Genomic DNA, 23,426 nt, shown 5'->3' on the forward strand with positions numbered 1-23,426 from the left:
AAAAATCCATCGCTAAAAATTAAAATTATTGTAGTGCGTTTTACCACATCGTAGCCCTTCAATTTTACAACTCTAAACATTTCTATCTATATTTACCACCATGAATCACCTGATAGCACCATCTGTTTTAGCTGCCGATTTTGCCAACCTGCAAAGGGATATTGAAATGGTAAATAAAAGCGAGGGCGACTGGTTCCATGTGGATATTATGGACGGTATGTTTGTGCCTAATATCTCCTTTGGTTTTCCTGTTGTAAAAGCTATTAAAAAGCATGCGCTTAAGCCTCTTGATGTGCACCTGATGATAGTGGACCCTGATCGCTATTTAAAGGATTTTAAGGATGCAGGTGCCGATAGTATTACCGTACATTACGAAGCCTGCCCGCATTTGCACCGCACTATACAGGCTATAAAACAACTGGGTTGCCGGGCATCAGTAGCCATTAACCCGCATACGCCCGTAGCTTTGCTAAAAGATATTATTGCTGATGTAGACATGATATTGGTGATGTCGGTTAACCCTGGTTTTGGCGCGCAAAAGTTCATCGAACATTCGTACATTAAACTAAGCGAGGTAAAAGCTTTAGCGGCTGATACCAACCCTAATCTGTTAATAGAGGTTGATGGGGGAGTAGACAGCACAAACGCGGCCAAACTGCTGGCAGCAGGCGCCAATGTATTGGTAGCGGGTAATTCGGTGTTTTCGGCGATTGATCCGCTTTCGGCCATTGCCCGGCTTAAACATTCGTGACCCTAATAATCATCGATTCAGATAATTATCACCTAAAAAATGCGCTATCTGTGTCAATAAGGCGTTTTCAGAAAAATGCAAATAAAGTCTATAAGCTTTGTCAAATTTATTAACTTCGGCACTTCAAAATACAAAGTTGGTAATCAAAGTCCAACATTAAATTTATTCATAATATGAAACATAATTTCGGTGCCGGTCCCGGCATCTTACCCCACGAAGTTTTAAAACAAGCTGCAGCAGCAGTGATCGATTTTAACGGAACAGGCCTTTCATTGCTGGAAATATCCCACCGATCGCCGGAATTTGAAGCAGTATTAGACGAAGCCGTTAAGCTGGTTAAAGAATTATTCAGTGTACCAGAAGGCTACTCTGTATTGTTTTTACAGGGCGGAGCAAGCACACAATTTGCTTTAGCCCCCTATAATTTACTACCCGATGGTGGTAAAGCCGCATACCTTGAAACAGGTGTATGGGCAAACAAAGCATTAAAAGAAGCTAAATTTTTTGGCGAGGTTGAGGTGGTTGCTACATCAAAAGAAAGCAACTTTACCTACATCCCTAAAGATTTTACCGTACCTGCAGATGCTGCTTATTTCCATATCACATCAAACAATACCATTTATGGTACACAGCTGCACCAGTTCCCTAAATCGCCGGTACCAGTGGTTTGCGATATGTCGTCAGATATATTCAGCCGCAAAGTAAACGTTGCCGATTTTGGCTTAATATACGCCGGCGCGCAAAAAAATATGGGCCCAGCGGGTGTTACTTTGGTAATTGTTAAAGATGACCTTTTAGGCAAAACAGGCCGTAAAATACCGGCTATGTTTAACTACCAGGTGCAAATAGAAGGTGGATCGATGTACAACACGCCGCCATGCTTTGCCATTTACGTATCTATGCTTACCCTAAACTGGCTAAAAGCAAAAGGTGGGGTAGAAGCTATCGAAAAAGAGAATGATGCCAAAGCTGCCGTGCTTTACGAGGAAATAGACCGTAACCCGTTATTTAAAGCGGTAGCAGCTGTTGAAGACCGCTCGCATATGAACGTTTGTTTTGTTGCCGAAAACCCTGAGCACGAAAAACCATTTTTAAAGCTTTGCGAAGAAAAGGGTATAGTAGGCTTAAAAGGCCACCGCAGCGTAGGCGGTTTCCGCGCATCAATATACAATGCATTGCCTATCACCAGCGTTTACGTGCTGATAGATGCCATGCAGGAATTTGCTGAAAAAAATAAATAAGTGTTATTAGAGGTTGGTGATTAGAGGTTAGGCTTACGTCTTGCCATAACTAATCTCCAATCTCTATCCTCTAAACTCTAAAGACAATGATCAAAATATTAGCTAATGATGGTATCGACCCGATAGGTAAGAAAATGCTGGAAGATGCCGGTTTTTTTGTAGAGACCCAAAACATCCCACAGGACGAATTACCAACCCGCTTACAGGAGTACGATGCCATTACTGTACGGAGCGCAACTAAAGTGCGTAAAGCCTTAATAGACGTATGCCCGGGCCTTAAATTAATTGGCCGTGGTGGTGTAGGTGTTGATAATATTGATGTGGATTATGCCAAAGAAAAAGGCATTGGTGTGTATAACACCCCGGCTTCATCATCATTATCAGTTGCCGAATTGGTTTTCGCGCATTTGTTTACGGGCGTACGCTTTTTACAGGATAGTAACCGCAAAATGCCGGTAGAAGGTGCTACAAAGTTTAACGACCTTAAAAAAGCCTATGCTAAAGGTATCGAATTGCGTGGTAAAACATTAGGTATTTTAGGCTTTGGCCGTATTGGCCGCGAAGTAGCAAAAATCGCCATTGGCGTAGGTATGGATGTAATAGCTTACGACTTATATCCGTTTAACCCTGAGGTAGAGATTGTTTTAGGCGGCGGTACAAAAGTAAACGTAACAGTAAAAACTACTACACTTGATGATGTTATCAAGCAAGCAGACTTTATTACCCTGCACACACCATTTATTGATAAACCTATTTTAGGTGCCGCAGAGTTGGCACAAACTAAAAAAGGAGTAGGGCTGGTAAATATATCACGTGGTGGATTGATAGGCGAAAGCGACCTGCTGGATGCCTTAAACAGCGGCCAGGTATCGTTCGCAGCACTGGATGTGTTCGATAACGAGCCAACCCCTCGACAGGATATATTAAGTCATCCAAAAATATCATTAACACCGCATATTGGTGCTGCTACTAACGAAGCGCAGGAGCGTATTGGTGTAGAGTTAGCGAACTTAATTATTCAGCATTTTACGAAGTAAAACACCCAAACATTTTTAGCCTGCCGAAGTTGTACGATTGTACTATGCTTCGGCAGGTTTTTGTTTTTTATGAAAAGGATATTTTTTGTACTTGTACCAATACTACTGTTATGCTCGTTCACCTTTAAAAAGAGCCTTAAAGGAGTGTGGGAGTACAGCGGTGGCGTTTATAACGGGAAACCAGAAGCCGCATCGCAGCAATATAAATTGCAGCGTATATACGACGAAGCACATTACGAGGCCGTTTTTATAGATTCGGATGCCAAGCCTGTAACCTACGAGCGGGGCGATTATGAATTGAAAAACGACACTTGTCTAGAAACCCAAACCTACAGCCTGCAACCCTCGCAGGTTACCGGTATAACCCTGCATAACTACTACCGGGTTAAAAATGATACACTTACATTTACGGGTATTTTACCTAACGGAACCAGAGTAAAAGAGTACTGGAAAAAGGTGAAATAGCCCGCTGATTGCAACAATAAAACCAGTATAGCGTTTTAAGGTAAAAAACGTTGAAAATGGGTGTAATGTTAGCAAAATTATAGGGGCAGAACCATATAAATTCTTAACTTCGCAGGTCGTATAAAAACATATTTTTTAAACGCATTTACGAGAAGATATTCCACTAAGAAAAACCAATGGCTGAAGGAACAGAAAACGAGTCACAGAACGAAGACAGAATTATTTCGATAAATATAGACGAGGAAATGAGAGCAGCTTACATTGATTATTCAATGTCTGTAATTGTTTCAAGGGCATTGCCCGATGTACGCGATGGTTTAAAACCAGTACACAGGCGCGTATTGTATGGCATGCTCGATTTAGGTTTAGCAAATAACAAACCCTATAAAAAATCGGCCCGTATAGTGGGCGAGGTGCTGGGTAAATATCACCCGCATGGCGATACATCAGTATATGACGCTATGGTGCGTATGGCACAGGATTGGAGCCTGCGCTATCCATTTGTTGAAGGACAGGGTAACTATGGGTCTATTGATGGTGACCAACCCGCGGCAATGCGTTACACCGAGGCAAGGCTGGAGAAGATAGCCGAGGAAATGCTGGCTGATATCAATAAGGATACTATTGATTTTCAGTTAAACTTTGATGATTCGTTACAGGAGCCAACCGTACTGCCTGCAAAATTCCCTAACCTTTTGGTTAATGGTGCAAGCGGTATTGCGGTAGGTATGGCCACCAATATGGCCCCGCATAACTTATCAGAGATTGTTGACGCTACTATAGCATTGATAGATAACCGCAGTATCGAGATATCAGAACTGATGACTTACGTTAAAGGTCCCGATTTCCCTACAGGCGGTATCATTTATGGTTACGAAGGCCCGCGCCAGGCGCTGGAAACCGGTCGTGGCCGTGTAGTAATACGCGCCCGTGCCGAAATTGAAACCTATAATAACGACCGTGAACGTATTATTGTAAGCGAAGTACCTTACCAGGTAAACAAAGCGCTGATGATAGAGCGTACTGCCGAGTTGGTTAACGAAAAGAAAATTGAAGGTATATCTGCCATTCGTGATGAAAGTAACCGCGAGGGTATACGTGTTGTTTACGAGATAAAACGCGACGCAAACGCAGCTATCGTACTAAATAACTTATACAAATACACCGCGCTGCAAACATCGTTCAGTGTAAATAATATTGCACTTGTACATGGTCGCCCAATGCTGCTTAACCTTAAGGACCTGATTCATCATTTTGTTGAGCACAGGCACGAGGTGGTTATCCGCCGCACTAAGTACGAGTTATCAGAAGCAGAAAAGCGCGCGCATATATTAGAAGGTTTACTGATCGCACTTGACCATATCGAGGAAGTGATAAGGTTGATACGAGCATCGTCTACACCAGATGAGGCCAGGGAAGGCTTAATGAGCCAGTTTGGCCTAAGCGATATTCAGGCACGTGCTATTTTAGATATGACCTTAAGGCGTTTAACAGGCCTGGAGCGTGATAAGATAAAAGACGAGTACACTGCATTAATGAAAACCATCGACTACTTAAAATCTATTTTGGCCGATGAAGGTTTGCGTATGCAAATAATCAAAGACGAATTAATAGAGATAAAGGAGAAATATGGTGATGAGCGCCGTACCGAAATGGTGCATTCATCAGCAGAAATGCAAACCGAAGACTTTATTGAGGATGAGGATGTGGTAATTACCATATCTCGCGAGGGTTACATTAAACGTACTTCGCTTACCGAGTACCGCAGACAGGGCAGGGGGGGTAAAGGATCTTTAGGCAGTAACAGCCGCGATGCCGACTTTATCGAGCACTTACTCATCGCATCAAACCACAATTATATGCTCTTCTTTACCGAAGCGGGGCAGTGTTTCTGGTTACGTGTATTTGAAATACCGGAAGGTACGCGTACTTCCAAAGGACGCGCTATCCAAAATATCATCAATATCCCTAAAGAGGAAAACATAAAGGCTTATATCAAGTTAAAATCGCTTAAGGATACTGAATACCTGGAGAACAATTTCATCATTATGTGTACCCGTAAAGGTGTTATCAAAAAGACATCTTTAGAGGCATATTCTCGCCCGCGGGCTAATGGTATCAATGCCATCAACATTAACGAAGGCGATTCGTTATTAGAAGCAACCTTAACAACCGGTACCAGCGAAATTGTGATGGCTTTACAATCAGGCCGTGCCATACGCTTTAACGAATCGACCGTTAGGCCAATGGGCCGCACAGCAACGGGTGTGCGCGGAATAAGTCTTGATAGCGATAACGATGAGGTTATTGGTATGATAAGTATTGATGATAAAGAAACTACTGTGTTAGTTGTTTCTGAAAAAGGCTACGGTAAACGTACTGATATTGACGACTACAGAGTTACTAACCGTGGTGGTAAAGGTGTTAAAACTTTAAATATTACTGAAAAAACCGGAAACCTTGTTGCTATAAAAGGTGTTACAGATAAGGAAGATCTGATGATCATCAATAAATCGGGTATAATTATACGCATGGCTATAAGCGAATTGCGTACAATGGGCCGCGCTACACAGGGTGTTAAGTTAATAACGCTTAAAGGTAACGATGAGATTGCTTCGGTTGCAAAAATTGAGCACGAGGACGAAGAAGAACTTGATGAAATTATAGTAGAAGAAGCGGAAGCTGATAAGGCGATTGCAGAAGCTACTGATGCTGATATAGAAGCCGGTGCCGATAAAAATGTAGGTATACATCCGGATACTGAAATAGACAAAGGTGACTCAGATGATGAGCCTGCTGATGACGACAAAACAGAATAATACATGCGAAAACGTAAGATCGGGTTATTGATTTTAGCGTTGTTTACTACATCCGTTGCTTTTTGCCAGTCAGAAGCATTAAAGGTTGTAGTAAACAACCTAGCATTTTATAAGCAAAAAGGCGACCTGCAATTTTTAGCGAAGGCCAAAAAATCTGCTGATAGCCTGGTGGTGAGCAAGTCAGACTCGGCCGATTTGGAAAAGAATGTTTATCGCATTATTATAAACTCCAGTATACTATATACCGACTCGTTAAACAAACTGCAGCAACCTGATAATTTTATCGACCAAACTACCCAGCTTTACGATAATTTTGCCCAGAAAGGTAAAATATATAAGTACCAGGCCGAAATGGATTACGCCAAACGTTGCCTGGCCAACGCTTACATACGCCGTGGGTTTGCCTTTAGTAAAAACAACGATTTTGCTAAAGCCGCTGCATCTTTTCAACAGGCGAAAAAGTATGCGCCCGATTTTAAAGCAGTTAATGCCTATATAGCGTATGCCAATAATAAATTGGGTAACCTGCAGGATGCTGCTAAGTATTACAATAATTTAATAAATACTGACAGTACCCGCACAGATTATATTGAAACCGCATCATCTATTTATAAGTCAATAGGTGATACGACCAAGGCTTTGCAGGTAATAAAACGTGCGCGTCGTATTTTGCCAAATGATAAGCAATTACTGCACGACGAGGCAAATATTTATAATAACAGAAGGGACTACAAAGCGTTAGAGCCATTAGTGATCCCGCTTTTAGATAAAAACCCCAACAATGCTGATATTACTTTTATAGCGGCAAATTGCTATGATCATTTAAACCATTATGACAAAGCAGAGTCATTATACCTGCGCGCAATTGAATTGAATGGTACAGCTTACGAGCCTGTTTTTAACCTTGGGGTGCTTTATTTTAAAAAGAGCACTTTTACTAATAATGATAATAAAAATATCACAAGTGCTATATTGTGGTTGGAAAAGGCCAGCGAAATGGCGCCTGGTGATAAAAACTGCTTAAAGTTATTGCAGTTAGCATACACAAAAACTGGCGATAACGAGCTTTTAGAGAGAGTAAACAACAAATTAGAACAATAAACCAATTAAACGTGATCAGCTATTTACCTATATGTAAATTGATCATTTCATCAAAATTGTATACAAATGAAAATTAAATTTTTTATGGCCGGCCTTTTAGGTCTAATTTCAGTAACTGCCTTTGCGCAAAAAGGGGAGTTGAACACAGCACAAACGGAATATGATAAGTATGAAAGTTTGAAAAGCCAGCCTACATTGGCTTTGCCAAGTTTACAAAAGGCCAAAGAATCTATCGACAAAGCCGCTGCAAATACCAAAACAGCAACACTGCCTCAAACTTATGCAGTAAAAGGTGGTGTTTATGCGTCGTTAGCCGAAAACGATACTGTTGCCACTACATCAATGCCTAATTTTGTTATCGCGCAAGAGGCCTTAACAAAAGCGAAAGAAGCAGATACAAAGGGCGAATTTAAAAAGCTGATTGATAATGGATACCTTATATTAGCCCAATATCAAATTAAAAAAGGTGTGAAGGCATTCCAGGCCAAACAGTATGAAGATGCCTACAAAGCCTTCGATTTTTACCGCACTGTATTGCCCGAAGATACAACGGCTATATTATATACAGGCCTTGCTGCTTTAAACGCTAAAAATTATCCTGCAGCCATCGCTAACTATAACAAATTAGTAACTACTAAATACTCCGGTAACGAAGGTGTATATGGCGATCTATCATCGATATACTTAGAAACTAAAGATACAACCGCAGCTTTAAAAGCAATAAGCGATGGCTTGGCTAAATATCCTAAAAATGCCGAATTAAGGAAAAAAGAGATTGTTATAAGCTTGCAAAGTGGTAAACAAAAAGAAGTGCTTGATAAAATTCAGGCTGCTATTGCAAACGATCCCAAAAATAAAGATCTGTATTACTACGCTGGCTTGGTATACTCGCAAGCAGCTGACGAATATGGCTCTCAAGCTAACAAAACAAAAGATGCTGCTGCAAAAACAGCATTGTTAGCAAAAAGAACAGATAGCTTTGAAAAAGGAAATGCTATGTATAAAAAGGCGCTGGAAATTGATCCTAACTATTTTGAAGCTAACTTAAACCTGGGTTATGTTATCATAGCACCTGCAATTGATAGCTACAATGCAGCTAACAGATTGCCTGCAAACAAGCAAAAAGAATATGAAGCCGCAATAGCCAAAGCTAAAGTACAGTTTGAATTAGCTAAACCATACTTATTAAAGGCGGTTGAACTTAATCCAAAATCGCCAGATGCATTAAGTAACTTATTAACTTATTACAAAGGCACAAAAGACGATGCTAACGCCGCTAAAATAAAAGCACAGTTAGATGCATTACCTAAAAACTAATAGGCAGAAGGAGTAATTATTTATTTATTTATTTAGGCCCGCTACTATAGCGGGCTTAAATTTTATATTAATACTTAACATAATGTTAATTATGAGAATTAATTTTGATTATGCTAAGTGTGGAATATACGTTAGATATGTCAATCTCAAAACATCTTTCTATATACCTTAATATATTGTAAGTTAGATTATTTACACTTGCCTAATTAAATTTAGTGATATATGGATTTGCAATTAAAAAATAAAACAGCGCTGGTTACTGGTTCAACAGCCGGCATTGGTTATGCTATAGCCAGGTCGTTAGCAGCCGAGGGCGCTAATGTATATGTTAATGGCCGCGAACAAAAACGTGTTGACGCTGCGGTACAAAAAATAATTGCCGAAACTGGCAATGCAAATATTAAAGGTTTAATAGCCGATTTTGCGGATAAGCAACAAGTAGAGAATCTGATAAGCCAATTGCCGCAGGTTGATATACTGGTAAATAATGTAGGGATCTTTGATCCGAAGGAATTCAAACAAATTACCGACGCCGAATGGTTTAAATTTTTTGAAGTGAATGTTTTGAGCGGTGTACGGTTATCACGGGCATATTTTGATAAGATGCTGGCCAATAACTGGGGTCGTGTTATATTTATATCAAGCGAATCAGGTATACAAATACCTGCAGAAATGATTCATTACGGCATGACAAAAACCGCCCAAATAGCCGTTGCCCGCGGTTTAGCCGAGTTAACAACAGGTACAAATGTTACTGTTAATACCGTTTTACCCGGTCCAACTGCTTCCGAAGGTGCCACTGCGTTTATAAAAGCCGTAGCTAAAGACCAGGGATTAACCGATGCAGAAATGGAAAAGGAATTTTTTACCAATATGCGTGGTTCGTCACTTATTAAGCGCTTTATAGCGCCTAATGAGATAGCCAGCATGGTAACCTATATTGCCAGCCCTTTGTCGTCGGCTACTAATGGGGCAACATTACGTGCAGACGGTGGTGTTATAAAAACAGCGTTCTAAAAATACGCACAAAAAAGCCCGGACTATAATAGCCCGGGCTAACGTTAACCAAAAGCATTATGGCTTTTTGGTAGTATCTCTTGTGGTGGTGTCCCTTTTAGTGGTATCGGTAGTAGTGGGCGAAGTTGTAGTAGCCGGCGCAACCGTAGTAGCTGTTGAATCTGTAGCTGTACTGTCAGAAGCGTTTCCGGCGCTCTTTGTTGAGCTACAACCCATTGCCAATGAACCGAAGATCGTCGCTACTAACGCGAAACTCAAAATTTGCTTTTTCATAGATATAAGTTTAAAAGTTTTCAATTTGTTAGATGTATAAAAATCTTATACATGTTCGGCTTAGTATTGCAAAGTCTGTTCCAAACTATTGGCATATGTAAATTTTGTGCTGTATTTGTAAATAATGTGGGTATTATACATACATGCTCAATATTTTTCTGATATTTAACGTTAATGGTAGTATCAGAAAATATGCTGAAATGGATGATGCGCCTCTACCCTCCCCTTTTGTTTCAGCGGATATGGGTACAGCGTTTCGGCAAGGGTTTTAGGAGTGTAAAGGTTAAAATAAATAAAAGCTTATTAAATAAAAACCCGAACGGAAGCATATTTGGCGGGACGATTTTTGCAGCGGCCGACCCATTTTACCCGGTTTTATTTAACCAAATATTAAATACAAAAGGCGGCAAACTTAAAATATGGTCTAAATCAGCAAAAATAGACTTTTTAAAACCGGGGTTAACCAATCTGTTTTTTGAAGTTGAAATAACTGATGCAGATATTGAACATGCCCGGCAAACCTTAAGCATATACGGCAAGTATGAACATGCTTTTCCGTTAGATATTTATAATACCGATGGCGAAATATGCGTATCGCTGATAAACGAGGTGTACATACGCGATTTAAATTTTAAAACAGAACTATAAACAGATGCTTGTGTTTATGAATGATGCCGCCTTTATAAAAAAGGGATTTTTAATAAGTACCGACGTTAACCTGATAGATTTTGAAGCTGTATACGACTACCTGGATAAGCAATCGTACTGGGCTAAAGGGATACCTAAAGACAGGCTGCTTAGAGCTACCAATAACTCGATGTGCTTTGGTGTGTATAAAGATGGTAAACAGGCCGGTTTTGCCCGTGTAGTTACTGATAAAGCCACCTTTGCTTACCTATGCGATGTGTTTGTGCTACCGGCATACCGTGGTTTTGGTTTATCGAAGTGGCTGATGCAAAGTATAATAAACCATGATGAACTGCAGGGCTTGCGCCGATGGTCGTTAGCTACGCAGGATGCGCACGGTTTATATAAGCAGTTTGGGTTTAAAGAGGTAACAAATCCCGAAGTATGGATGCAGATTTTTACGCCTTATATACAGGATTAATTAAGAGAGATGAATTTAAAGAGACTGATTTTTGAGGGTGAAGGCGTATCGCTTGATTTTAAAAAAACCATTACCAGCTGCGAAAAAATAGCTAAAACGATGGTGTCGTTCGCTAATAATGTTGGTGGCCGGTTGCTGATAGGTGTTTTGGATGATGGTACCATTAAAGGTGTAAAAGCCGAGGACGAAGAGCGCTATATGATAACCAAGGCGGCTAATTTTTTTACCCGCCCTGCACTCGAGCCCGAATTTGAAGAGGTTTATTATGATGATAAGTTGGTGCTGGTGGTTAACATACCCGAGAGTAGCCTAAAACCACACTATTCGCTTGCCGAGGATGGCAAATGGTGGGTATATATACGTGTTAAAGATAAAAGCGTATTGGCCAGCAAAATTGTTGTTGATGTTTTAAAACGATCAGCTGATGATAATGGTGTGTTGATAGAATATACATCAAAGGAAAAAGCCCTTTTAGAGCATTTGGAAGCTACTCAGCGTATTACTGTTAAGGAATTTTGCGACATGCTGAACATAGGCCGCCGCCGTGCCCAACGCATATTGGTTAATCTGGTATTATCCGGCGTTATACGCGTGCACACGACTGAAAAAGAAGAGTTTTACACAGCCAGCTAAATTCACTCAGCTATTCATTACTTTTGCCTCCCTTAGTAATGAAAGCCACTTACCACAAATATCGTTCGTATTACCAGGATAGCCTTAAGCTGGCTATCCCAGTAGTGATATCGCAGCTTGGGCATACCCTCGTGCAGATGTCAGATTCGGTTATTGTGGGCCACTTTGCGGGTACTGCCTCCCTTGCAGCCGTAGCCTTAGTAGGTAGTTTGTTTATGGTGCCATTGGTTATCGGTATGGGCATCAGCTATGGTATTACACCACTTATAGCCCAATATAATGGCCGTAACGATCATAAAGAGTGCGGCAGGTTATTATCTAACAGTTTGTTTTTAAACCTGCTTACGGGCCTTGTATTATTTGTGTTTATATACTTTGGTGTTATTTTGGTGATAGACAAGCTGCATCAATCGCCCGAAGTGGTGCAACAGGCACGGCCATTTTTATTGTTGCTTAGCTTATCGCTTATTCCTTTATTGGTATTTAATACATTTAAACAATTTGCCGAGGGACTTGGCTTTACCAAACAGGCCATGCTGATATCTATTTGGGGCAATGTGCTTAACATTTGTCTGGGTATTATATTTGTAAAGGGTTTATTTGGCATACAGCCTATGGGTGTGCGCGGCGTGGGCTATAGTACCCTTATTGATCGTTGTGTAATGGCTATAGTAATGGCTGTTTATGTATTTCGCTCCCCTATCTTCAGAAAGTACCTTACTGATTTCGCTATTAAAAATGTTGACCGCCTGCGTAGTTTGCAAATACTAAAAATTGGCGCTCCGGTTGCCTTGCAGTATGTATTTGAAATTGGCGCGTTTGGCGGGGCAGCATTATTTATTGGCTCGTTAGGGGCCGTGCCGCAAGCCGCGCACCAGGTGGCCATAAGCCTTGCCGCCATGACGTATATGATGGCCAGTGGCGTATCGTCGGCTGCAGCCATACGCTCAGGTAATTATTTCGGATCGGGAAACCACCGGCAACTGAGGTTATCCGCCATATCAAACTATCATATTGTTATTGCATTTATGTGCTGCACGGCGGTTATATTTACGCTGTTTAACCATATTTTGCCCTGGATATATACTTCAGACAAACAAGTAATAGCCATTGCACAACAATTACTTATAGTTGCCGCTTTCTTTCAGCTTTTTGATGGTACACAAGTGGTTGGCTTAGGGATATTACGCGGCATGGGCGATGTAAATATACCAACAGTGATCACCTTTATATCTTATTGGATAATTGGTTTGCCCATAGCATATCTGCTGGGTATACATCTAAATTTAGGTGTAATGGGTGTTTGGTACGGGCTGGTTTCGGGCTTGATGTCAGCCTCAATTATGCTTTTCTGGCGTTTTCAGGTCATCAGCAAAAGCCATCAGGCAGTAATTATCGACGATATACGTTAAAAATACAAGTCGTTGGCAACACGGTAGGTATTACAATGTGCCTCTACAATATCTTTAATGTTTGGCGAATATCCGCCGCCCATACTAACCTGTACAGGTATGTTGTTTTTACGGCATTGTTCAAATACAAACTGGTCGCGCTGTTTGCAGGCTTCTTTTGATAACGAAAGTTTGCCCAGTTTGTCTGATGCTAATACATCCACCCCAGCCAGATAAAATATAAAATTGGGTTGTAGCCGGTCTATTAATTGCGGCAAGGTATCGGTCAAAATCTGTAAATAAGCATCATCTGCAATCCCGTCATCCAGTGGGATATCCAGATCAGAGTGCTCTTTTCTAAACGGAAAGTTTTTGTCGCCATGCATCGAAAAAGTGAACACCCGGTTTTCTTTTTCAAATATTTGCGCTGTGCCATTACCCTGGTGCACATCTAAATCGATAATTAAGATAGATGATGCTAAATTCTTACTTAACAAATAATTAGCGGCTATAGCCTGGTCATTCAACAGGCAAAAACCTTCGCCCCAATTACTACCGGCATGGTGTGTGCCGCCGGCCACATTAAAGGCCACGCCATGTTCAAATGCAAAATGGCATCCGTCAATAGTGCCCCTGGCAATGCGTATCTCGCGCTCAACCAATTGTGCCGATAATGGAAAGCCTATGCGCCGCGCTTCCTTTGCAGGCAAGGTAAGATCTCGTAACCGCTCCCAGTAGGCTTTATCATGTGTAAGCAAAATGGTTGCCTCATCCAGTGGCTGCGGCGAGAATAAATTGTCGGCAGTAATTACTCCTTCGTGCAACAGTTGTTCGGGTATCAGTTCGTACTTCAGCATCGGGAAACGATGACCTTCAGGTAGCGGGTGGGCGTATATGGGGTTGTAAGCTATTTTAAGCATACATTGTTATTATGAAAATATTTCGCCAATGTGTTTGTCTATATTGTTACATATCTCATCAAGCGGCAGGTCGTTAGCATCAACGCCAAAAGGGTTTTCTATTTCCTCTGCCAGCAATTCTATACTGGCAAATACAAAAAGGATGAAGCCAATAATAGGGATGATAAAATATTTCAGATCAAACGCCCAGGCAAAAGGCAGGGTGATAATGTAGGTAAAGATGAACTTTTTAATAAATACGCTATACGAATACGGTATAGGTGTTTTTTTGATACGCTCGCAGGCACCGCATATATCTGTAAACGAAGTCATTTCGGCGGTAATGCTCATTAATTGCTCCGGGTTTATCTGCCCCTGTTTATTTAAGCGGTAAATGTTTTTAATAAGACCCGATGCCACCTGGTTAGGAACATGGCGGCTGGTATCAATAGTTATAAATGCTTGTGTTTCGGGTACATACATTTCGCGCAGATGATTCCGCAGCACCCGGGCATAAAGCGGAATGGTGTAATTGAAATAAGCCTGCTCTTCTGTGTTTATTAAATGCTTTAACTTAATGGCCAGGTTGCGGCTATTATTTACAAGGCTCCCCCATAATTTGCGGCCCTCCCACCAGCGGTCGTACGCCGAGTTGATGCGGAACGCCAGCAACAGCGAGAACACAAAACCAATGGTTTGGTGCACATAAATTACCTTTCGCAATAAACTGGTTTCGGGTATTTTCCAAAAATCAATTATCAAAAATGTAACCACACCTGCATATAAACTCACCGTTAGCATCAGCGGCAGCAATTCGCGCAGCGTATCGGCCTTATTAAATTTGAATATAAGCGAGAACCACTCCTTGGGGTTATAGTATATCATCTGGTATTAGTTAAGGGCTGTAATGGCTTTAAAAAGGCATTCCGCAGCTTTAAATACATCGGTATATGAATTATATAACGGCACGGGGCTAAGGCGAATTACATCGGGTTCGCGCCAGTCGCCAATTACGCCGTTGCTGGCCAGGTAATCAAAAATATCCCTGGCGTTCTTTTTACACACCACAGATAGTTGGCACCCGCGTTCTTTCGCGTTAACGGGTGTAATAATACTTAGCATATGTTTACCATGCCGGGCATTAATGTCATTAATCAGGTATTCCAGGTAACCGGTTAAATTTTCACTTTTAATCCTAAGGGGGTGTAAGCCGCCGGCTTGTTCAAATACATCTAAAGCTGCCTTGTGCAAAGCCATCAGCATTATGGGTGCGGTGCTCACATTCCATCCTTCGGCACCAACTTCGGGTTCAAAGCCTGGAGCCATTAAAAAGCGTTTGCTATGTTCATAGCCCCACCAGCCTGCAAAGCGGTTTAATGTAGTATCGGTGAAGTGCTTTTGGTGTACAAATACGCCGCTTATCCCTCCCGGACCCGAATTCATGTACTTGTACGAGCACCAGCAGGCAAAATCGGCTTGCCAGTCGTGCAGCTTAACTTCAACATTTCCCGCCGCGTGGGCCAGGTCGAAGCCTACATAGGCACCAGCCGCATGTCCGGCCTTTGCAATAGCTTCCAGGTCGAAGTATTGCCCTGTGTAATAATTAATGCCGCTGAACATCACCAGGGCCAATTCATCTGCATGTTCGGCTATCTTTTGTATGATGTCTTCGGTTCGTAATATAAACTCTCCCACCCGTGGCGACACCTCTATAACGGCCTGTTGCTGCGTATAGCCATGATACCTAACCTGGCTTTCAATAGCGTATTGATCTGAGGGGAAAGCACCTGCTTCCATCAATATTTTAAAACGTTTATTGGTTGGTTTATAAAAACTTACCATTAGTAAGTGAAGATTTACTGTAAGTGAATTCATTACGGTAACTTCGGTTGGTTTTGCGCCTAACAGCCTGGCCAACGGTGCTATTAATTGCTTATGATAGCTTAACCACGGCGATTTGCCGCGGAACCATCCTTCTACCGCTTCATCTTCCCAGTTGTTTAACTGGTCTTGCAGATATTGCCTTGCTGCTTTAGGTTGCAGGCCCAGCGAATTGCCACACAGGTATATAGCTTGCTGTCCATTATATTTTGGGAATAAAAATTGATCCCTCAGATGTTTTAAGGGGTCCTGCTCATCCAGCTGAAGCGCAAATTCTAATGTGTTCTGGTAGTTCATCAGCCAATAATACAAAAAAGGCGGATGATACATCCGCCCTTGTTTTATAAATCTATTTTTCCGTGTTTGCCTTCGTCGTATTGTTTACCGGTTACGGCCGCTTTAAGCATGTTAAACAATACTACCATGCTACTACTGCTGCTATCCCAATATTCAACATCTGTGGGTTCAACTTTTAGCAGGGTTAGCTTTGGGTCATCCAATCCCTTCGGAAAAAACGCTTTTACAAAAGGGTTCCAAAGTTCTTTCATCTTTTCCCTGTCTTCTACCACAGTTGCCTCGGCAACAATACTTAGGTAGGTGTGGTTATCCGAATCTGAATAGGTTAACGATACGGTGTTTTCTACCGATATTTCGCTCACTTTAGGCGAGTACTCGTCTGTAAAGAACCAAATATTACCTTGTTCATCAACATCGGCAGTGCCCATTGGCCTGCTATTGAAGCCCTTCTCGCGACTATAAGTAGTCAGCATGGCTGTTTTAACTTCCTTTATCTTATCCCTGAAATATTTTAGGCTCTCTGTTTTCGACCAATCGCTCATAGTGTTTACAATTTAGGTTAATTAACCAACGATAAAATCATTTGTTCGGTTTGCTCACATAAATATTTCCTTTAACATAAAAGCGGTAAGGCAGCAAGGCATCATCGCCTGCATAGGCAACACCTATGCGGGGTCCCGCTGCTACTTCGCTGTCGTTAAAGCTTAGTCCCCTGTCTTCAACCCATATCACATCGCTTTGCAAACTAAGCGCATTTATTTTGCGCGATATTCCCAAAGCCTTAGCCACCGAACCGGGTCCTTTTGTAATGTTTGGTTTGATAGTCTCCATATTACGGCGCATTAGCATAGTATTCAGCCCATCAGTGGGTTGTATAGCCCTAATTAAAATAGCATGGGGCTGCCCCTCAACCGATGTTACGATATTAAACATTTCGTGGATACCGTAGCATAAATATACATAAGATATACCACCCTGCATATACATGGTTTGCGTGCGTGGTGTATTACGCCCACCGTAGGAATGTGAAGCCTTATCAATAACCCCTGCGTAGGCCTCTGTTTCAACAATATATCCACCGGTAAGTTCACCGTCGATACAAGTGAACAGGTATTTACCTATCAGATTGCGGCTTACGGCCACCACATTGTTGTTATGGTAATAGCTTTCAGGTAGTTTCATTTGCTTAGTATGCCGGTCAACACGCGGTTTATCTCATCGGCTTTATCAAATATCATAATATGGCTGCCGCCTTTAATAACCGTGGTAGTGTTTTTAATGTTTTCGATAGGGAATACCAGATCTTTATCGCCTACAATATGGTATAAATTGGGTATCAGTACCGCATTTCGCCAGGCTAATACGGCACCCATAGCCCATTTAATAAACACCGGCGACGATTTTTCCAGCATATCCTTAAACAGGGCCTGGTCGTCGGGTTCCATTTTACCAAACAGGGGCTTTATCATAAACCCTAAGCGTGCAAACAGTCCTTTGGGTGTAAATTTATATATAGGCGCTTTGCGGAATACCCTAAAGTAAAAAGGCGCCTCGTTATCTGTTTTAATGCTCGATATCAGGATTGCCTTTTCCAACGTTACCTGTTTGGCTATTTCAACGGTTAGCATTCCGCCTAAGGATACGCCAATTACCACCGATCCCGGTTGTATATGGTATTGCTGTATAAGTTTGGTGGCGTAGCTGGTTAATGTATCATCCGGATCGGGTATTAGCCAGTTGGTAAGTACAATTTCCTCGCCGGGCAGGTTGATGTTCTTAAAAAGGCGACTATCGGCACCCAAACCGGCTATTAAATATATCTTACGCATTAAAGTCTATTAGTTTTACGATCTGTGCGAGGTATTGGGCATCAGTTTCGTCAAATTCGTTTAGGTCGGCGCTATCAACATCCAGCACGCCAACTACTTCGCCATTGGCATATAAGGGCAGCACAATTTCTGATCGTGATAAGGAACTGCAGGCTATATGGCCCGGAAATTCCTCCACATCCGGTACTATCAAAGTTTCGGCATTGGCCCATGAGGTACCGCAAACACCTTTACCCTTACCTATGCGTGTACAGGCAACCGGCCCCTGGAAAGGCCCTAATACCAATTCGCCTTGTTTCACAAGGTAAAAACCTACCCAAAACCATTTAAACTGCTCTTTTAAGGCAGCGCAAATGTTAGCCATGTTGGCCACCAGGTCGGTTTCGCCGTAAAGCAGTGCCTCTATTTGCGGGATAAGCGATTTGTACTGCTCTTCTTTACTTGTTGATGCGATGATATGTAAGTCTTCTGCCATAAAGCAAATGTAATGATGCCTTGTTGAAAGTAAAATAAGCTAAATATCATATTTAATATTTTATTTAGCGGTAAATGATCGTTAGCCTCACTATTATACGTTACCGCAAAGCATTTGTGCCATTTGCGCTGCTGGCTATGGCCTTGCACCGCCTGCCCATGTGGCTGCAGGATGGCTGTGCCTTTTGGAAGCTATTAGGCAGCGGACGTAACGGTACTTTCGATTTGCAGCCCGACTGGCAGCAATGGGGCCTAATGGCTGCCTGGGAAGACCGCGAAGCTTACGACCGCTTTGCCAAAACATCGTTTGTAAGCAAATGGTGGAAAGCTTTAGGCGCCGAGCAATGGACGGTTTTATGCCAACCGCTGCAAAGCCACGGCAAATGGGATGGCAAGGAACCCTTTGGCAATACAAACACTCCTATTGGCGATGGCCCTGTAGCGGTACTTACCCGCGCTACTATACGCTTTACCCGTTTAAAAAACTTTTGGGCACATGTTGATGAGGTAGCTAACCTGATGACCGGCGCGCCTGGTTACATTACCTCTTTTGGTATAGGCGAAGCACCGGTTTATCGGCAGGCTACTTTTTCGATATGGGAAAGTATGGAGCAAATGAAGGCTTTTGCCTACGGGAGTAAAACTCATGCCGAAGTGATCAAAAAAACAAGAAGCGAGGACTGGTATAGCGAGGAACTTTTCGCTCGGTTTAAGATATTGGAAAGTGTAGGAACACTAAACGGAACGGATCCTTTAGCAGGGGTCATCAAATAAAATACACCATGAGAATTATTGCAGAACTACCCCACCCTGAATTTAAAATATCCATTTTAAACATGAACCAAAAGTTCATCATTAAGATAGAACAGGGTGCCATGGAGCAAACCTACAAGATACCCGAGATGGATTTAACAGAAGGTGTAAACAGCGTTTTTGAAATACTCGACGAGGAGTTTTTAAAGACGGTTTCGGCACGTTTTAAGGCGATGCACCAGGATTTTAAAGATACCTATTTTAGGTATAACTATTAGATGATATAAATAACATAACTTATTGTAAAATAAGCAATTGTGTATTTTAATAAAAGGCCGCCAAATAAAATTTGGCGGCCCTTTAAGTATAAAAGGTTTAATCGCCCAAATCGGCTAAAAAAATCTGATAAACATTAGTCTACAAATAATCTTATTAATATATTGATAATTAATAAGTTATGAAATAAATAAAAGCTGAACAGAATTTTATTTGGCGACTTAAATCACCATTTTTATAGCTAAAAAGGTCTGTTTTTGGTGTAAGCTTAACCCCTGCTTGTCGCAGACAAAATAATGATTTCCGGTCGAATAGCACCTAGCTTTTATGAAGTAACTATTTGCTGTTTTCCATCAATTCATCTACCAGCATGGGCACCCCTATCGTGGCGGGGTACGGCATCTCAACTATGCGGTTATTTTGTATGGTGGGTATGTTAGGGTCAATAATGTATTTGGTTACATCCCGGGGTACATAGTTCACTAACCCGGCGGCTGGGTACACGGCCAGCGATGTGCCCACTAAAATAAAAAGCTCAGCTCCTGTGCATATCCGCGCGGCGGTTTCTATCATGGGCACCGCCTCGCCAAACCATACCACATGTGCCCGCAGCTGCGAACCTAATTCGCAGGTCTCCCCCATCTTTAGTTCCCATCCATCTATAGGGTAAGTAAGGTTGGCTTTGATGCTTGATTGCGACCGGGTAATGATGCCGTGTAAATGCACCACGTTGGTTGATCCCGCCCTTTCGTGCAGGTCGTCTATATTTTGGGTGATAATGGTTACCTTATATTTCTCCTCCAGTTTAGCAAGGGCATAATGTGCCGCATTGGGGCTTGCCTCTAAAACCGATTTACGGCGGGCGTTGTAAAACTCCTGCACCAGGGCCGGGTTACGCTCCCAGGCTTCGGGTGTGGCTACTTCTTGTATGTCGTACCCCTCCCACAGTCCGTCGCTGTCTCTAAAGGTTTTTAAGCCGCTCTCAGCGCTTATTCCGGCTCCGGTGAGTATTACTATGTTCTTCATGGTTGAGTGCGTTTAAAGTAAATAAGACACGAAGTATCGTGTCTCTACAAATTAAACAATTATTTATTATTCCCTCGTAGAGGCACGATACTTCGCGCCTCCTCATGTCCATACTGCAAATTCACAACCCATAAAAAAAGCGGTTTGTTATTTAACAAACCGCTTTTGCTTTATATAAAACCTGCCTTACAGGGCAAGCTGTTTTTGGTTTTGTAAAATGGTGTATTTGCTTTTGGCCAGCTCAAAACCGCCAAAAAGCAAGGTGCCAAACAATATATCGCCCAGTACCATGTTGCGCTCAAACGGAATAGCCGCCAATAAAGATTGGCCGTAACCTGCAAATGTATGCGGATATAAGCTGCCGTATAACCATGGCAAATCCATTAGTAACCAGTGTACCAACACACCCGCTAACGATGCTATTAATACATTGCCAAAGTTTACTTTTTTAATAAAGGTACCTATCAGTACCATGATGGCAAAGCACAGGTAAACCCATTGTGTGCCGCTGTAAAAAAGCACCCACTTTGATGTGTACAGGTAATTAATAAATATATCGCTGATAAATAAGGCGGCTAAAGGCACCAGGTAAGCTTTCCATTTATCGGTAAAATAAGCGCCGCCAAAAAGTGCTATTGCCCCTACCGGTGTAAAGTTGCTTAAAAACTGAAACTTGTAGCTTACCAAACGCATGGCCACAGCAGCCAAAATCATTAGTATAAGTACGATGTTACGGGTATTGATCTTTTGTAATGACATAATTTTTCTGTTGGGGTAAAATTACTAAAACTATTTAAAACTATACTTGGCCCCGGCCATAAAGTTTATGCCCATGGTATTGTAGCCCAACCAATCGATGTATTTGGCGTCGGTAAGGTTTTTTACATCGGCAAATAGGGTAAGCTGGCTAAGCGCTTTAAACTGTAAATGCACATCTACCAGGTTATAGTGTTTAAGTGTTACTATGGTTGCCGGGTAGGTAGCAAAATTTTGATCGGGGCGGTTACCGGTATATTTATAGTTTACACTTACTGCAAAACGGTTGCTAAACTGGTAGTTCACATCAGCACCAAAGGTAGTTTTGGGCCTGCGGTACAGGTTTTCGGTTTGTATACCATTCTCATCTGTTTGTTTGCCGGTTACATACGCAAACCATGCCGATGCGCTAAGGTTATTTGCCTGGTAAGTTAATTCACTTTCAAAACCCCTATCTTTTTGAAAACGGCCATTTTGGTAATATGAGCTGTACGGCGGCACCGATTGGGAGAAAAAGTAGATCACATCTTTAGTATTGCGTTTGTAAAATACCGTGTTAAACGATAGGGCATTATCTATGATCTGCCAGTTAAAGCCTGCTTCGTATGATGTGGTGGTCTCCGGTTTTAAATTGGCGTTGCCATACTCGGATGTTAGCTGGTAAAGCGATGGGGCTTTAAATGCCGATGCAATGGTGCCAAACACTTTAAACTGCTTAGCCAGTATAACCGATGGGTTTATGGTATAGGTAAAATTATCGCCGTAACGGCTGTGGTGGTTAAAACGGCCACCCAACTCCATATGGAATATATCGCTTTTAAAGAATAAAGAAGTATAGGCGCTGGCAATGCTATTATGCGCGGTATCATCGCCAATGCGCGACGGGCCCGGATGGTACCCTGCCGACTCGTACAAACTGTATTGGCTGGTATTGCTGTTTTTAAACGATGCACCGCTGGTTATATCAAAATATTTGCCCAGGTTGTAGTTTAAAACTGCTTCGGCGTTGGTTATACGGCCAATGTTGTTGGTTACCTGGTGGGTCGAGTCGTTATCGGGTATTTGGTTGTTAAACTTGTTCCATACGGTGTTTTGCGACAGATTAAAGTTTAAAGCGCCTTTAGGCAGTATTAACTTTGCGTTTAAGCCACCATACAAAAAGGTGTTTTTGTAATCGTTGTTAACATCGTTGGTATAAGCACCGTATGGCAGGCTGCCATAGTTGTAGCTGGTTTGTAAATTACCGCCAACGGTGAATTTATCGCTCAACTGCTGGTCTATATTAAAACTTAACGAACGTTGGTGAAAGCCGTTGCGCTTAAAATTGCTTGTGCCCAATGTATCGGTAGCTGCTGCAAACCCCCTTGAATCGGTATTAGACAGGTTTAGGGCGATGGCTGTTTTATTAATGCGGCCTGCCAACCCTGCCGATTCTTTAAAAGTGCTGTAACTGCCGCCCACAAATTGCGCGTAGCCGTTTAACCCCTGTTGTTTGGCGTGTTTGGTGATGATATTGATAACTCCTGCCACTGCATCCGAGCCATATAGGGTAGATCCGCTGCCTTTTAGTATCTCTATGCGCTCTATTTGGTCTAAAGGGAATGCATTCAGGTCGTAACTGCCATCAATTGATGAGGCGTTGTTTACCGGGAAACCATCAACCAAAATAAGCGTATTGCCGTTTGACGCACCACGCAGATATACCGATGTACTGATGCCCGGCGCATTGTTTACACCCGAAAATGTAATACCCGGTACGGTGTTTAATAATTGAGGTAAGGATTTGCCTTGCGAACGGTTGATCTGCTCGGCAGATATAACGGTTACCACGCGGCCAATATCCCTCAGTTTTTTGGGCGACCGTGTAGCGGTTATAACTACATCGTTAAGGGTGCGGGTACTATCCTGCGCTAAAGCGGTATTAACAGTTAAGGGGAGTAAAATGATGCCTGCGAGGGTTTTAAAGTAACTTTTTTTCATGTTGTGATTTGGTATTCGTGTAAAAAATAATGCAAACAAAGCATCATAGCACACCATGGAAAATACCAAATGAAAAACGCAGCCACCTGTTAAGAAGAGCAT

Annotated in this window: 25 protein-coding genes; 14 read left to right on the forward strand and 11 right to left on the reverse strand. The window is 42.0% G+C overall.

The annotated features are described in order from the left end of the window. The first annotated feature begins 100 nt into the window (after positions 1 to 100). The 8 genes from FFF34_004495 (at position 101) to FFF34_004530 (ending at position 9,748) form a co-directional block, all read left to right on the forward strand. Positions 101 to 751 carry a ribulose-phosphate 3-epimerase gene (locus FFF34_004495; protein TSD66673.1) on the forward strand — a complete coding sequence of 217 codons (651 nt, stop codon included), beginning with the start codon at positions 101 to 103 and terminating at the stop codon, positions 749 to 751. Positions 752 to 924: 173 nt separating this feature from the next. Then, positions 925 to 1,992: a 3-phosphoserine/phosphohydroxythreonine transaminase gene (gene serC / locus FFF34_004500; GenBank protein TSD66674.1), complete on the forward strand. Its 1,068-nt coding sequence runs from the start codon at positions 925 to 927 to the stop codon at positions 1,990 to 1,992. A gap of 89 nt (positions 1,993 to 2,081) precedes the next feature. Beyond that, positions 2,082 to 3,029: a 3-phosphoglycerate dehydrogenase gene (locus FFF34_004505; GenBank protein TSD67955.1), complete on the forward strand. Its 948-nt coding sequence runs from the start codon at positions 2,082 to 2,084 to the stop codon at positions 3,027 to 3,029. A gap of 69 nt (positions 3,030 to 3,098) precedes the next feature. Continuing rightward, entirely contained in the window at positions 3,099 to 3,494 is a 396-nt protein-coding gene (locus FFF34_004510) for a hypothetical protein (GenBank protein TSD66675.1), read from the forward strand. A gap of 176 nt (positions 3,495 to 3,670) precedes the next feature. After that, positions 3,671 to 6,313, forward strand: a complete 2,643-nt coding sequence (gene gyrA / locus FFF34_004515; GenBank protein ID TSD66676.1) for a DNA gyrase subunit A — start codon at positions 3,671 to 3,673, stop codon at positions 6,311 to 6,313. Between the two features lie 3 nt (positions 6,314 to 6,316). Next, complete coding sequence (locus tag FFF34_004520) at positions 6,317 to 7,414, forward strand: tetratricopeptide repeat protein (GenBank protein TSD66677.1); 1,098 nt, start codon at positions 6,317 to 6,319, stop codon at positions 7,412 to 7,414. Positions 7,415 to 7,480: 66 nt separating this feature from the next. After that, positions 7,481 to 8,731 (forward strand): tetratricopeptide repeat protein, encoded by a 1,251-nt coding sequence (locus tag FFF34_004525; GenBank protein ID TSD66678.1) that lies wholly within the window; start codon positions 7,481 to 7,483, stop codon positions 8,729 to 8,731. A gap of 222 nt (positions 8,732 to 8,953) precedes the next feature. Beyond that, complete coding sequence (locus tag FFF34_004530) at positions 8,954 to 9,748, forward strand: SDR family oxidoreductase (GenBank protein ID TSD66679.1); 795 nt, start codon at positions 8,954 to 8,956, stop codon at positions 9,746 to 9,748. Positions 9,749 to 9,805: 57 nt separating this feature from the next. Here the strand turns inward: FFF34_004530 and FFF34_004535 are convergent, their stop codons facing one another. Continuing rightward, positions 9,806 to 10,021, reverse strand: coding sequence for a hypothetical protein (locus tag FFF34_004535; GenBank protein ID TSD66680.1), 216 nt, complete (start codon positions 10,019 to 10,021; stop codon positions 9,806 to 9,808). A 174-nt stretch (positions 10,022 to 10,195) separates the two neighbouring features. Between FFF34_004535 and FFF34_004540 the strand changes: the two genes are divergently transcribed. From FFF34_004540 to FFF34_004555, 4 genes are read left to right on the forward strand one after another with little or no spacing between them, the layout of a single operon-like run. Next, entirely contained in the window at positions 10,196 to 10,669 is a 474-nt protein-coding gene (locus tag FFF34_004540; protein TSD66681.1) for a DUF4442 domain-containing protein, read from the forward strand. A 16-nt stretch (positions 10,670 to 10,685) separates the two neighbouring features. Then, positions 10,686 to 11,129, forward strand: coding sequence for a GNAT family N-acetyltransferase (locus FFF34_004545; protein ID TSD67956.1), 444 nt, complete (start codon positions 10,686 to 10,688; stop codon positions 11,127 to 11,129). Between the two features lie 9 nt (positions 11,130 to 11,138). After that, complete coding sequence (locus tag FFF34_004550) at positions 11,139 to 11,762, forward strand: ATP-binding protein (GenBank protein ID TSD66682.1); 624 nt, start codon at positions 11,139 to 11,141, stop codon at positions 11,760 to 11,762. Between the two features lie 38 nt (positions 11,763 to 11,800). Next, a complete protein-coding gene (locus tag FFF34_004555) occupies positions 11,801 to 13,174 on the forward strand; it encodes an MATE family efflux transporter (GenBank protein ID TSD66683.1) in 1,374 nt (457 codons plus the stop codon). Here FFF34_004555 and FFF34_004560 read toward each other — a convergent pair. From FFF34_004560 to FFF34_004590, 7 genes are read right to left on the reverse strand one after another with little or no spacing between them, the layout of a single operon-like run. Continuing rightward, positions 13,171 to 14,073 (reverse strand): histone deacetylase, encoded by a 903-nt coding sequence (locus FFF34_004560; GenBank protein TSD66684.1) that lies wholly within the window; start codon positions 14,071 to 14,073, stop codon positions 13,171 to 13,173. The genes FFF34_004555 and FFF34_004560 overlap by 4 nt on opposite strands. A 9-nt stretch (positions 14,074 to 14,082) precedes the next feature. Beyond that, complete coding sequence (locus FFF34_004565) at positions 14,083 to 14,937, reverse strand: hypothetical protein (GenBank protein ID TSD66685.1); 855 nt, start codon at positions 14,935 to 14,937, stop codon at positions 14,083 to 14,085. A 6-nt stretch (positions 14,938 to 14,943) separates the two neighbouring features. Continuing rightward, a complete protein-coding gene (gene kynU, locus FFF34_004570; GenBank protein ID TSD66686.1) occupies positions 14,944 to 16,230 on the reverse strand; it encodes a kynureninase in 1,287 nt (428 codons plus the stop codon). 44 nt (positions 16,231 to 16,274) lie between these two features. Next, the gene (locus FFF34_004575; GenBank protein TSD66687.1) at positions 16,275 to 16,772 is read right to left on the reverse strand and encodes a pyridoxamine 5'-phosphate oxidase family protein; all 498 of its coding nucleotides are present in this window, start codon (positions 16,770 to 16,772) and stop codon (positions 16,275 to 16,277) included. A gap of 37 nt (positions 16,773 to 16,809) precedes the next feature. Beyond that, the gene (locus FFF34_004580) at positions 16,810 to 17,412 is read right to left on the reverse strand and encodes a DNA-3-methyladenine glycosylase (protein ID TSD66688.1); all 603 of its coding nucleotides are present in this window, start codon (positions 17,410 to 17,412) and stop codon (positions 16,810 to 16,812) included. Then, complete coding sequence (locus FFF34_004585) at positions 17,409 to 18,059, reverse strand: alpha/beta hydrolase (GenBank protein TSD66689.1); 651 nt, start codon at positions 18,057 to 18,059, stop codon at positions 17,409 to 17,411. Before FFF34_004585 ends, FFF34_004580 begins: the two co-directional genes overlap by 4 nt. Continuing rightward, positions 18,052 to 18,534: a GAF domain-containing protein gene (locus FFF34_004590; GenBank protein ID TSD66690.1), complete on the reverse strand. Its 483-nt coding sequence runs from the start codon at positions 18,532 to 18,534 to the stop codon at positions 18,052 to 18,054. The genes FFF34_004585 and FFF34_004590 overlap by 8 nt, the downstream gene beginning before the upstream one ends. A gap of 74 nt (positions 18,535 to 18,608) precedes the next feature. Here FFF34_004590 and FFF34_004595 point away from each other — a divergent pair, with 74 nt between their 5' ends. Both FFF34_004595 and FFF34_004600 read left to right on the forward strand, forming a co-directional pair. Further along, on the forward strand, positions 18,609 to 19,307 hold the full coding sequence (locus tag FFF34_004595) for a DUF3291 domain-containing protein (protein TSD66691.1): 699 nt from the start codon (positions 18,609 to 18,611) through the stop codon (positions 19,305 to 19,307). 8 nt (positions 19,308 to 19,315) lie between these two features. Then, on the forward strand, positions 19,316 to 19,564 hold the full coding sequence (locus tag FFF34_004600; GenBank protein ID TSD66692.1) for a hypothetical protein: 249 nt from the start codon (positions 19,316 to 19,318) through the stop codon (positions 19,562 to 19,564). 334 nt (positions 19,565 to 19,898) lie between these two features. On the opposite strand, the gene FFF34_004605 is transcribed toward FFF34_004600, so the two are convergent. From FFF34_004605 to FFF34_004615, 3 genes are all read right to left on the reverse strand, one after another. Next, the gene (locus tag FFF34_004605; protein ID TSD66693.1) at positions 19,899 to 20,588 is read right to left on the reverse strand and encodes an NAD-dependent deacylase; all 690 of its coding nucleotides are present in this window, start codon (positions 20,586 to 20,588) and stop codon (positions 19,899 to 19,901) included. Between the two features lie 186 nt (positions 20,589 to 20,774). Beyond that, positions 20,775 to 21,347, reverse strand: a complete 573-nt coding sequence (locus FFF34_004610; protein ID TSD66694.1) for a hypothetical protein — start codon at positions 21,345 to 21,347, stop codon at positions 20,775 to 20,777. A 30-nt stretch (positions 21,348 to 21,377) separates the two neighbouring features. Next, positions 21,378 to 23,426 (reverse strand): TonB-dependent receptor, encoded by a 2,049-nt coding sequence (locus FFF34_004615; GenBank protein TSD66695.1) that lies wholly within the window; start codon positions 23,424 to 23,426, stop codon positions 21,378 to 21,380.

Source organism: Inquilinus sp. KBS0705 (assembly GCA_005938025.2).
GTDB lineage: Bacteria > Bacteroidota > Bacteroidia > Sphingobacteriales > Sphingobacteriaceae > Mucilaginibacter.

What these genes read in the sequence shown, in the direction of transcription:
- FFF34_004495 (TSD66673.1), top strand. Translation starts at nt 101, where the DNA reads ATGAATCACCTGATAGCACCATCTGTTTTAGCTGCCGATTTTGCCAAC.
- serC (TSD66674.1), top strand. Translation starts at nt 925, where the DNA reads ATGAAACATAATTTCGGTGCCGGTCCCGGCATCTTACCCCACGAAGTT.
- FFF34_004510 (TSD66675.1), top strand. Translation starts at nt 3,099, where the DNA reads ATGAAAAGGATATTTTTTGTACTTGTACCAATACTACTGTTATGCTCG.
- gyrA (TSD66676.1), top strand. Translation starts at nt 3,671, where the DNA reads ATGGCTGAAGGAACAGAAAACGAGTCACAGAACGAAGACAGAATTATT.
- FFF34_004520 (TSD66677.1), top strand. Translation starts at nt 6,317, where the DNA reads ATGCGAAAACGTAAGATCGGGTTATTGATTTTAGCGTTGTTTACTACA.
- FFF34_004525 (TSD66678.1), top strand. Translation starts at nt 7,481, where the DNA reads ATGAAAATTAAATTTTTTATGGCCGGCCTTTTAGGTCTAATTTCAGTA.
- FFF34_004530 (TSD66679.1), top strand. Translation starts at nt 8,954, where the DNA reads ATGGATTTGCAATTAAAAAATAAAACAGCGCTGGTTACTGGTTCAACA.
- FFF34_004535 (TSD66680.1), bottom strand. Translation starts at nt 10,021, where the DNA reads ATGAAAAAGCAAATTTTGAGTTTCGCGTTAGTAGCGACGATCTTCGGT.
- FFF34_004540 (TSD66681.1), top strand. Translation starts at nt 10,196, where the DNA reads ATGGTAGTATCAGAAAATATGCTGAAATGGATGATGCGCCTCTACCCT.
- FFF34_004545 (TSD67956.1), top strand. Translation starts at nt 10,686, where the DNA reads ATGAATGATGCCGCCTTTATAAAAAAGGGATTTTTAATAAGTACCGAC.
- FFF34_004550 (TSD66682.1), top strand. Translation starts at nt 11,139, where the DNA reads ATGAATTTAAAGAGACTGATTTTTGAGGGTGAAGGCGTATCGCTTGAT.
- FFF34_004555 (TSD66683.1), top strand. Translation starts at nt 11,801, where the DNA reads ATGAAAGCCACTTACCACAAATATCGTTCGTATTACCAGGATAGCCTT.
- FFF34_004560 (TSD66684.1), bottom strand. Translation starts at nt 14,073, where the DNA reads ATGCTTAAAATAGCTTACAACCCCATATACGCCCACCCGCTACCTGAA.
- FFF34_004565 (TSD66685.1), bottom strand. Translation starts at nt 14,937, where the DNA reads ATGATATACTATAACCCCAAGGAGTGGTTCTCGCTTATATTCAAATTT.
- kynU (TSD66686.1), bottom strand. Translation starts at nt 16,230, where the DNA reads ATGAACTACCAGAACACATTAGAATTTGCGCTTCAGCTGGATGAGCAG.
- FFF34_004575 (TSD66687.1), bottom strand. Translation starts at nt 16,772, where the DNA reads ATGAGCGATTGGTCGAAAACAGAGAGCCTAAAATATTTCAGGGATAAG.
- FFF34_004580 (TSD66688.1), bottom strand. Translation starts at nt 17,412, where the DNA reads ATGAAACTACCTGAAAGCTATTACCATAACAACAATGTGGTGGCCGTA.
- FFF34_004585 (TSD66689.1), bottom strand. Translation starts at nt 18,059, where the DNA reads ATGCGTAAGATATATTTAATAGCCGGTTTGGGTGCCGATAGTCGCCTT.
- FFF34_004590 (TSD66690.1), bottom strand. Translation starts at nt 18,534, where the DNA reads ATGGCAGAAGACTTACATATCATCGCATCAACAAGTAAAGAAGAGCAG.
- FFF34_004595 (TSD66691.1), top strand. Translation starts at nt 18,609, where the DNA reads ATGATCGTTAGCCTCACTATTATACGTTACCGCAAAGCATTTGTGCCA.
- FFF34_004600 (TSD66692.1), top strand. Translation starts at nt 19,316, where the DNA reads ATGAGAATTATTGCAGAACTACCCCACCCTGAATTTAAAATATCCATT.
- FFF34_004605 (TSD66693.1), bottom strand. Translation starts at nt 20,588, where the DNA reads ATGAAGAACATAGTAATACTCACCGGAGCCGGAATAAGCGCTGAGAGC.
- FFF34_004610 (TSD66694.1), bottom strand. Translation starts at nt 21,347, where the DNA reads ATGTCATTACAAAAGATCAATACCCGTAACATCGTACTTATACTAATG.
- FFF34_004615 (TSD66695.1), bottom strand. Translation starts at nt 23,426, where the DNA reads ATGCTCTTCTTAACAGGTGGCTGCGTTTTTCATTTGGTATTTTCCATG.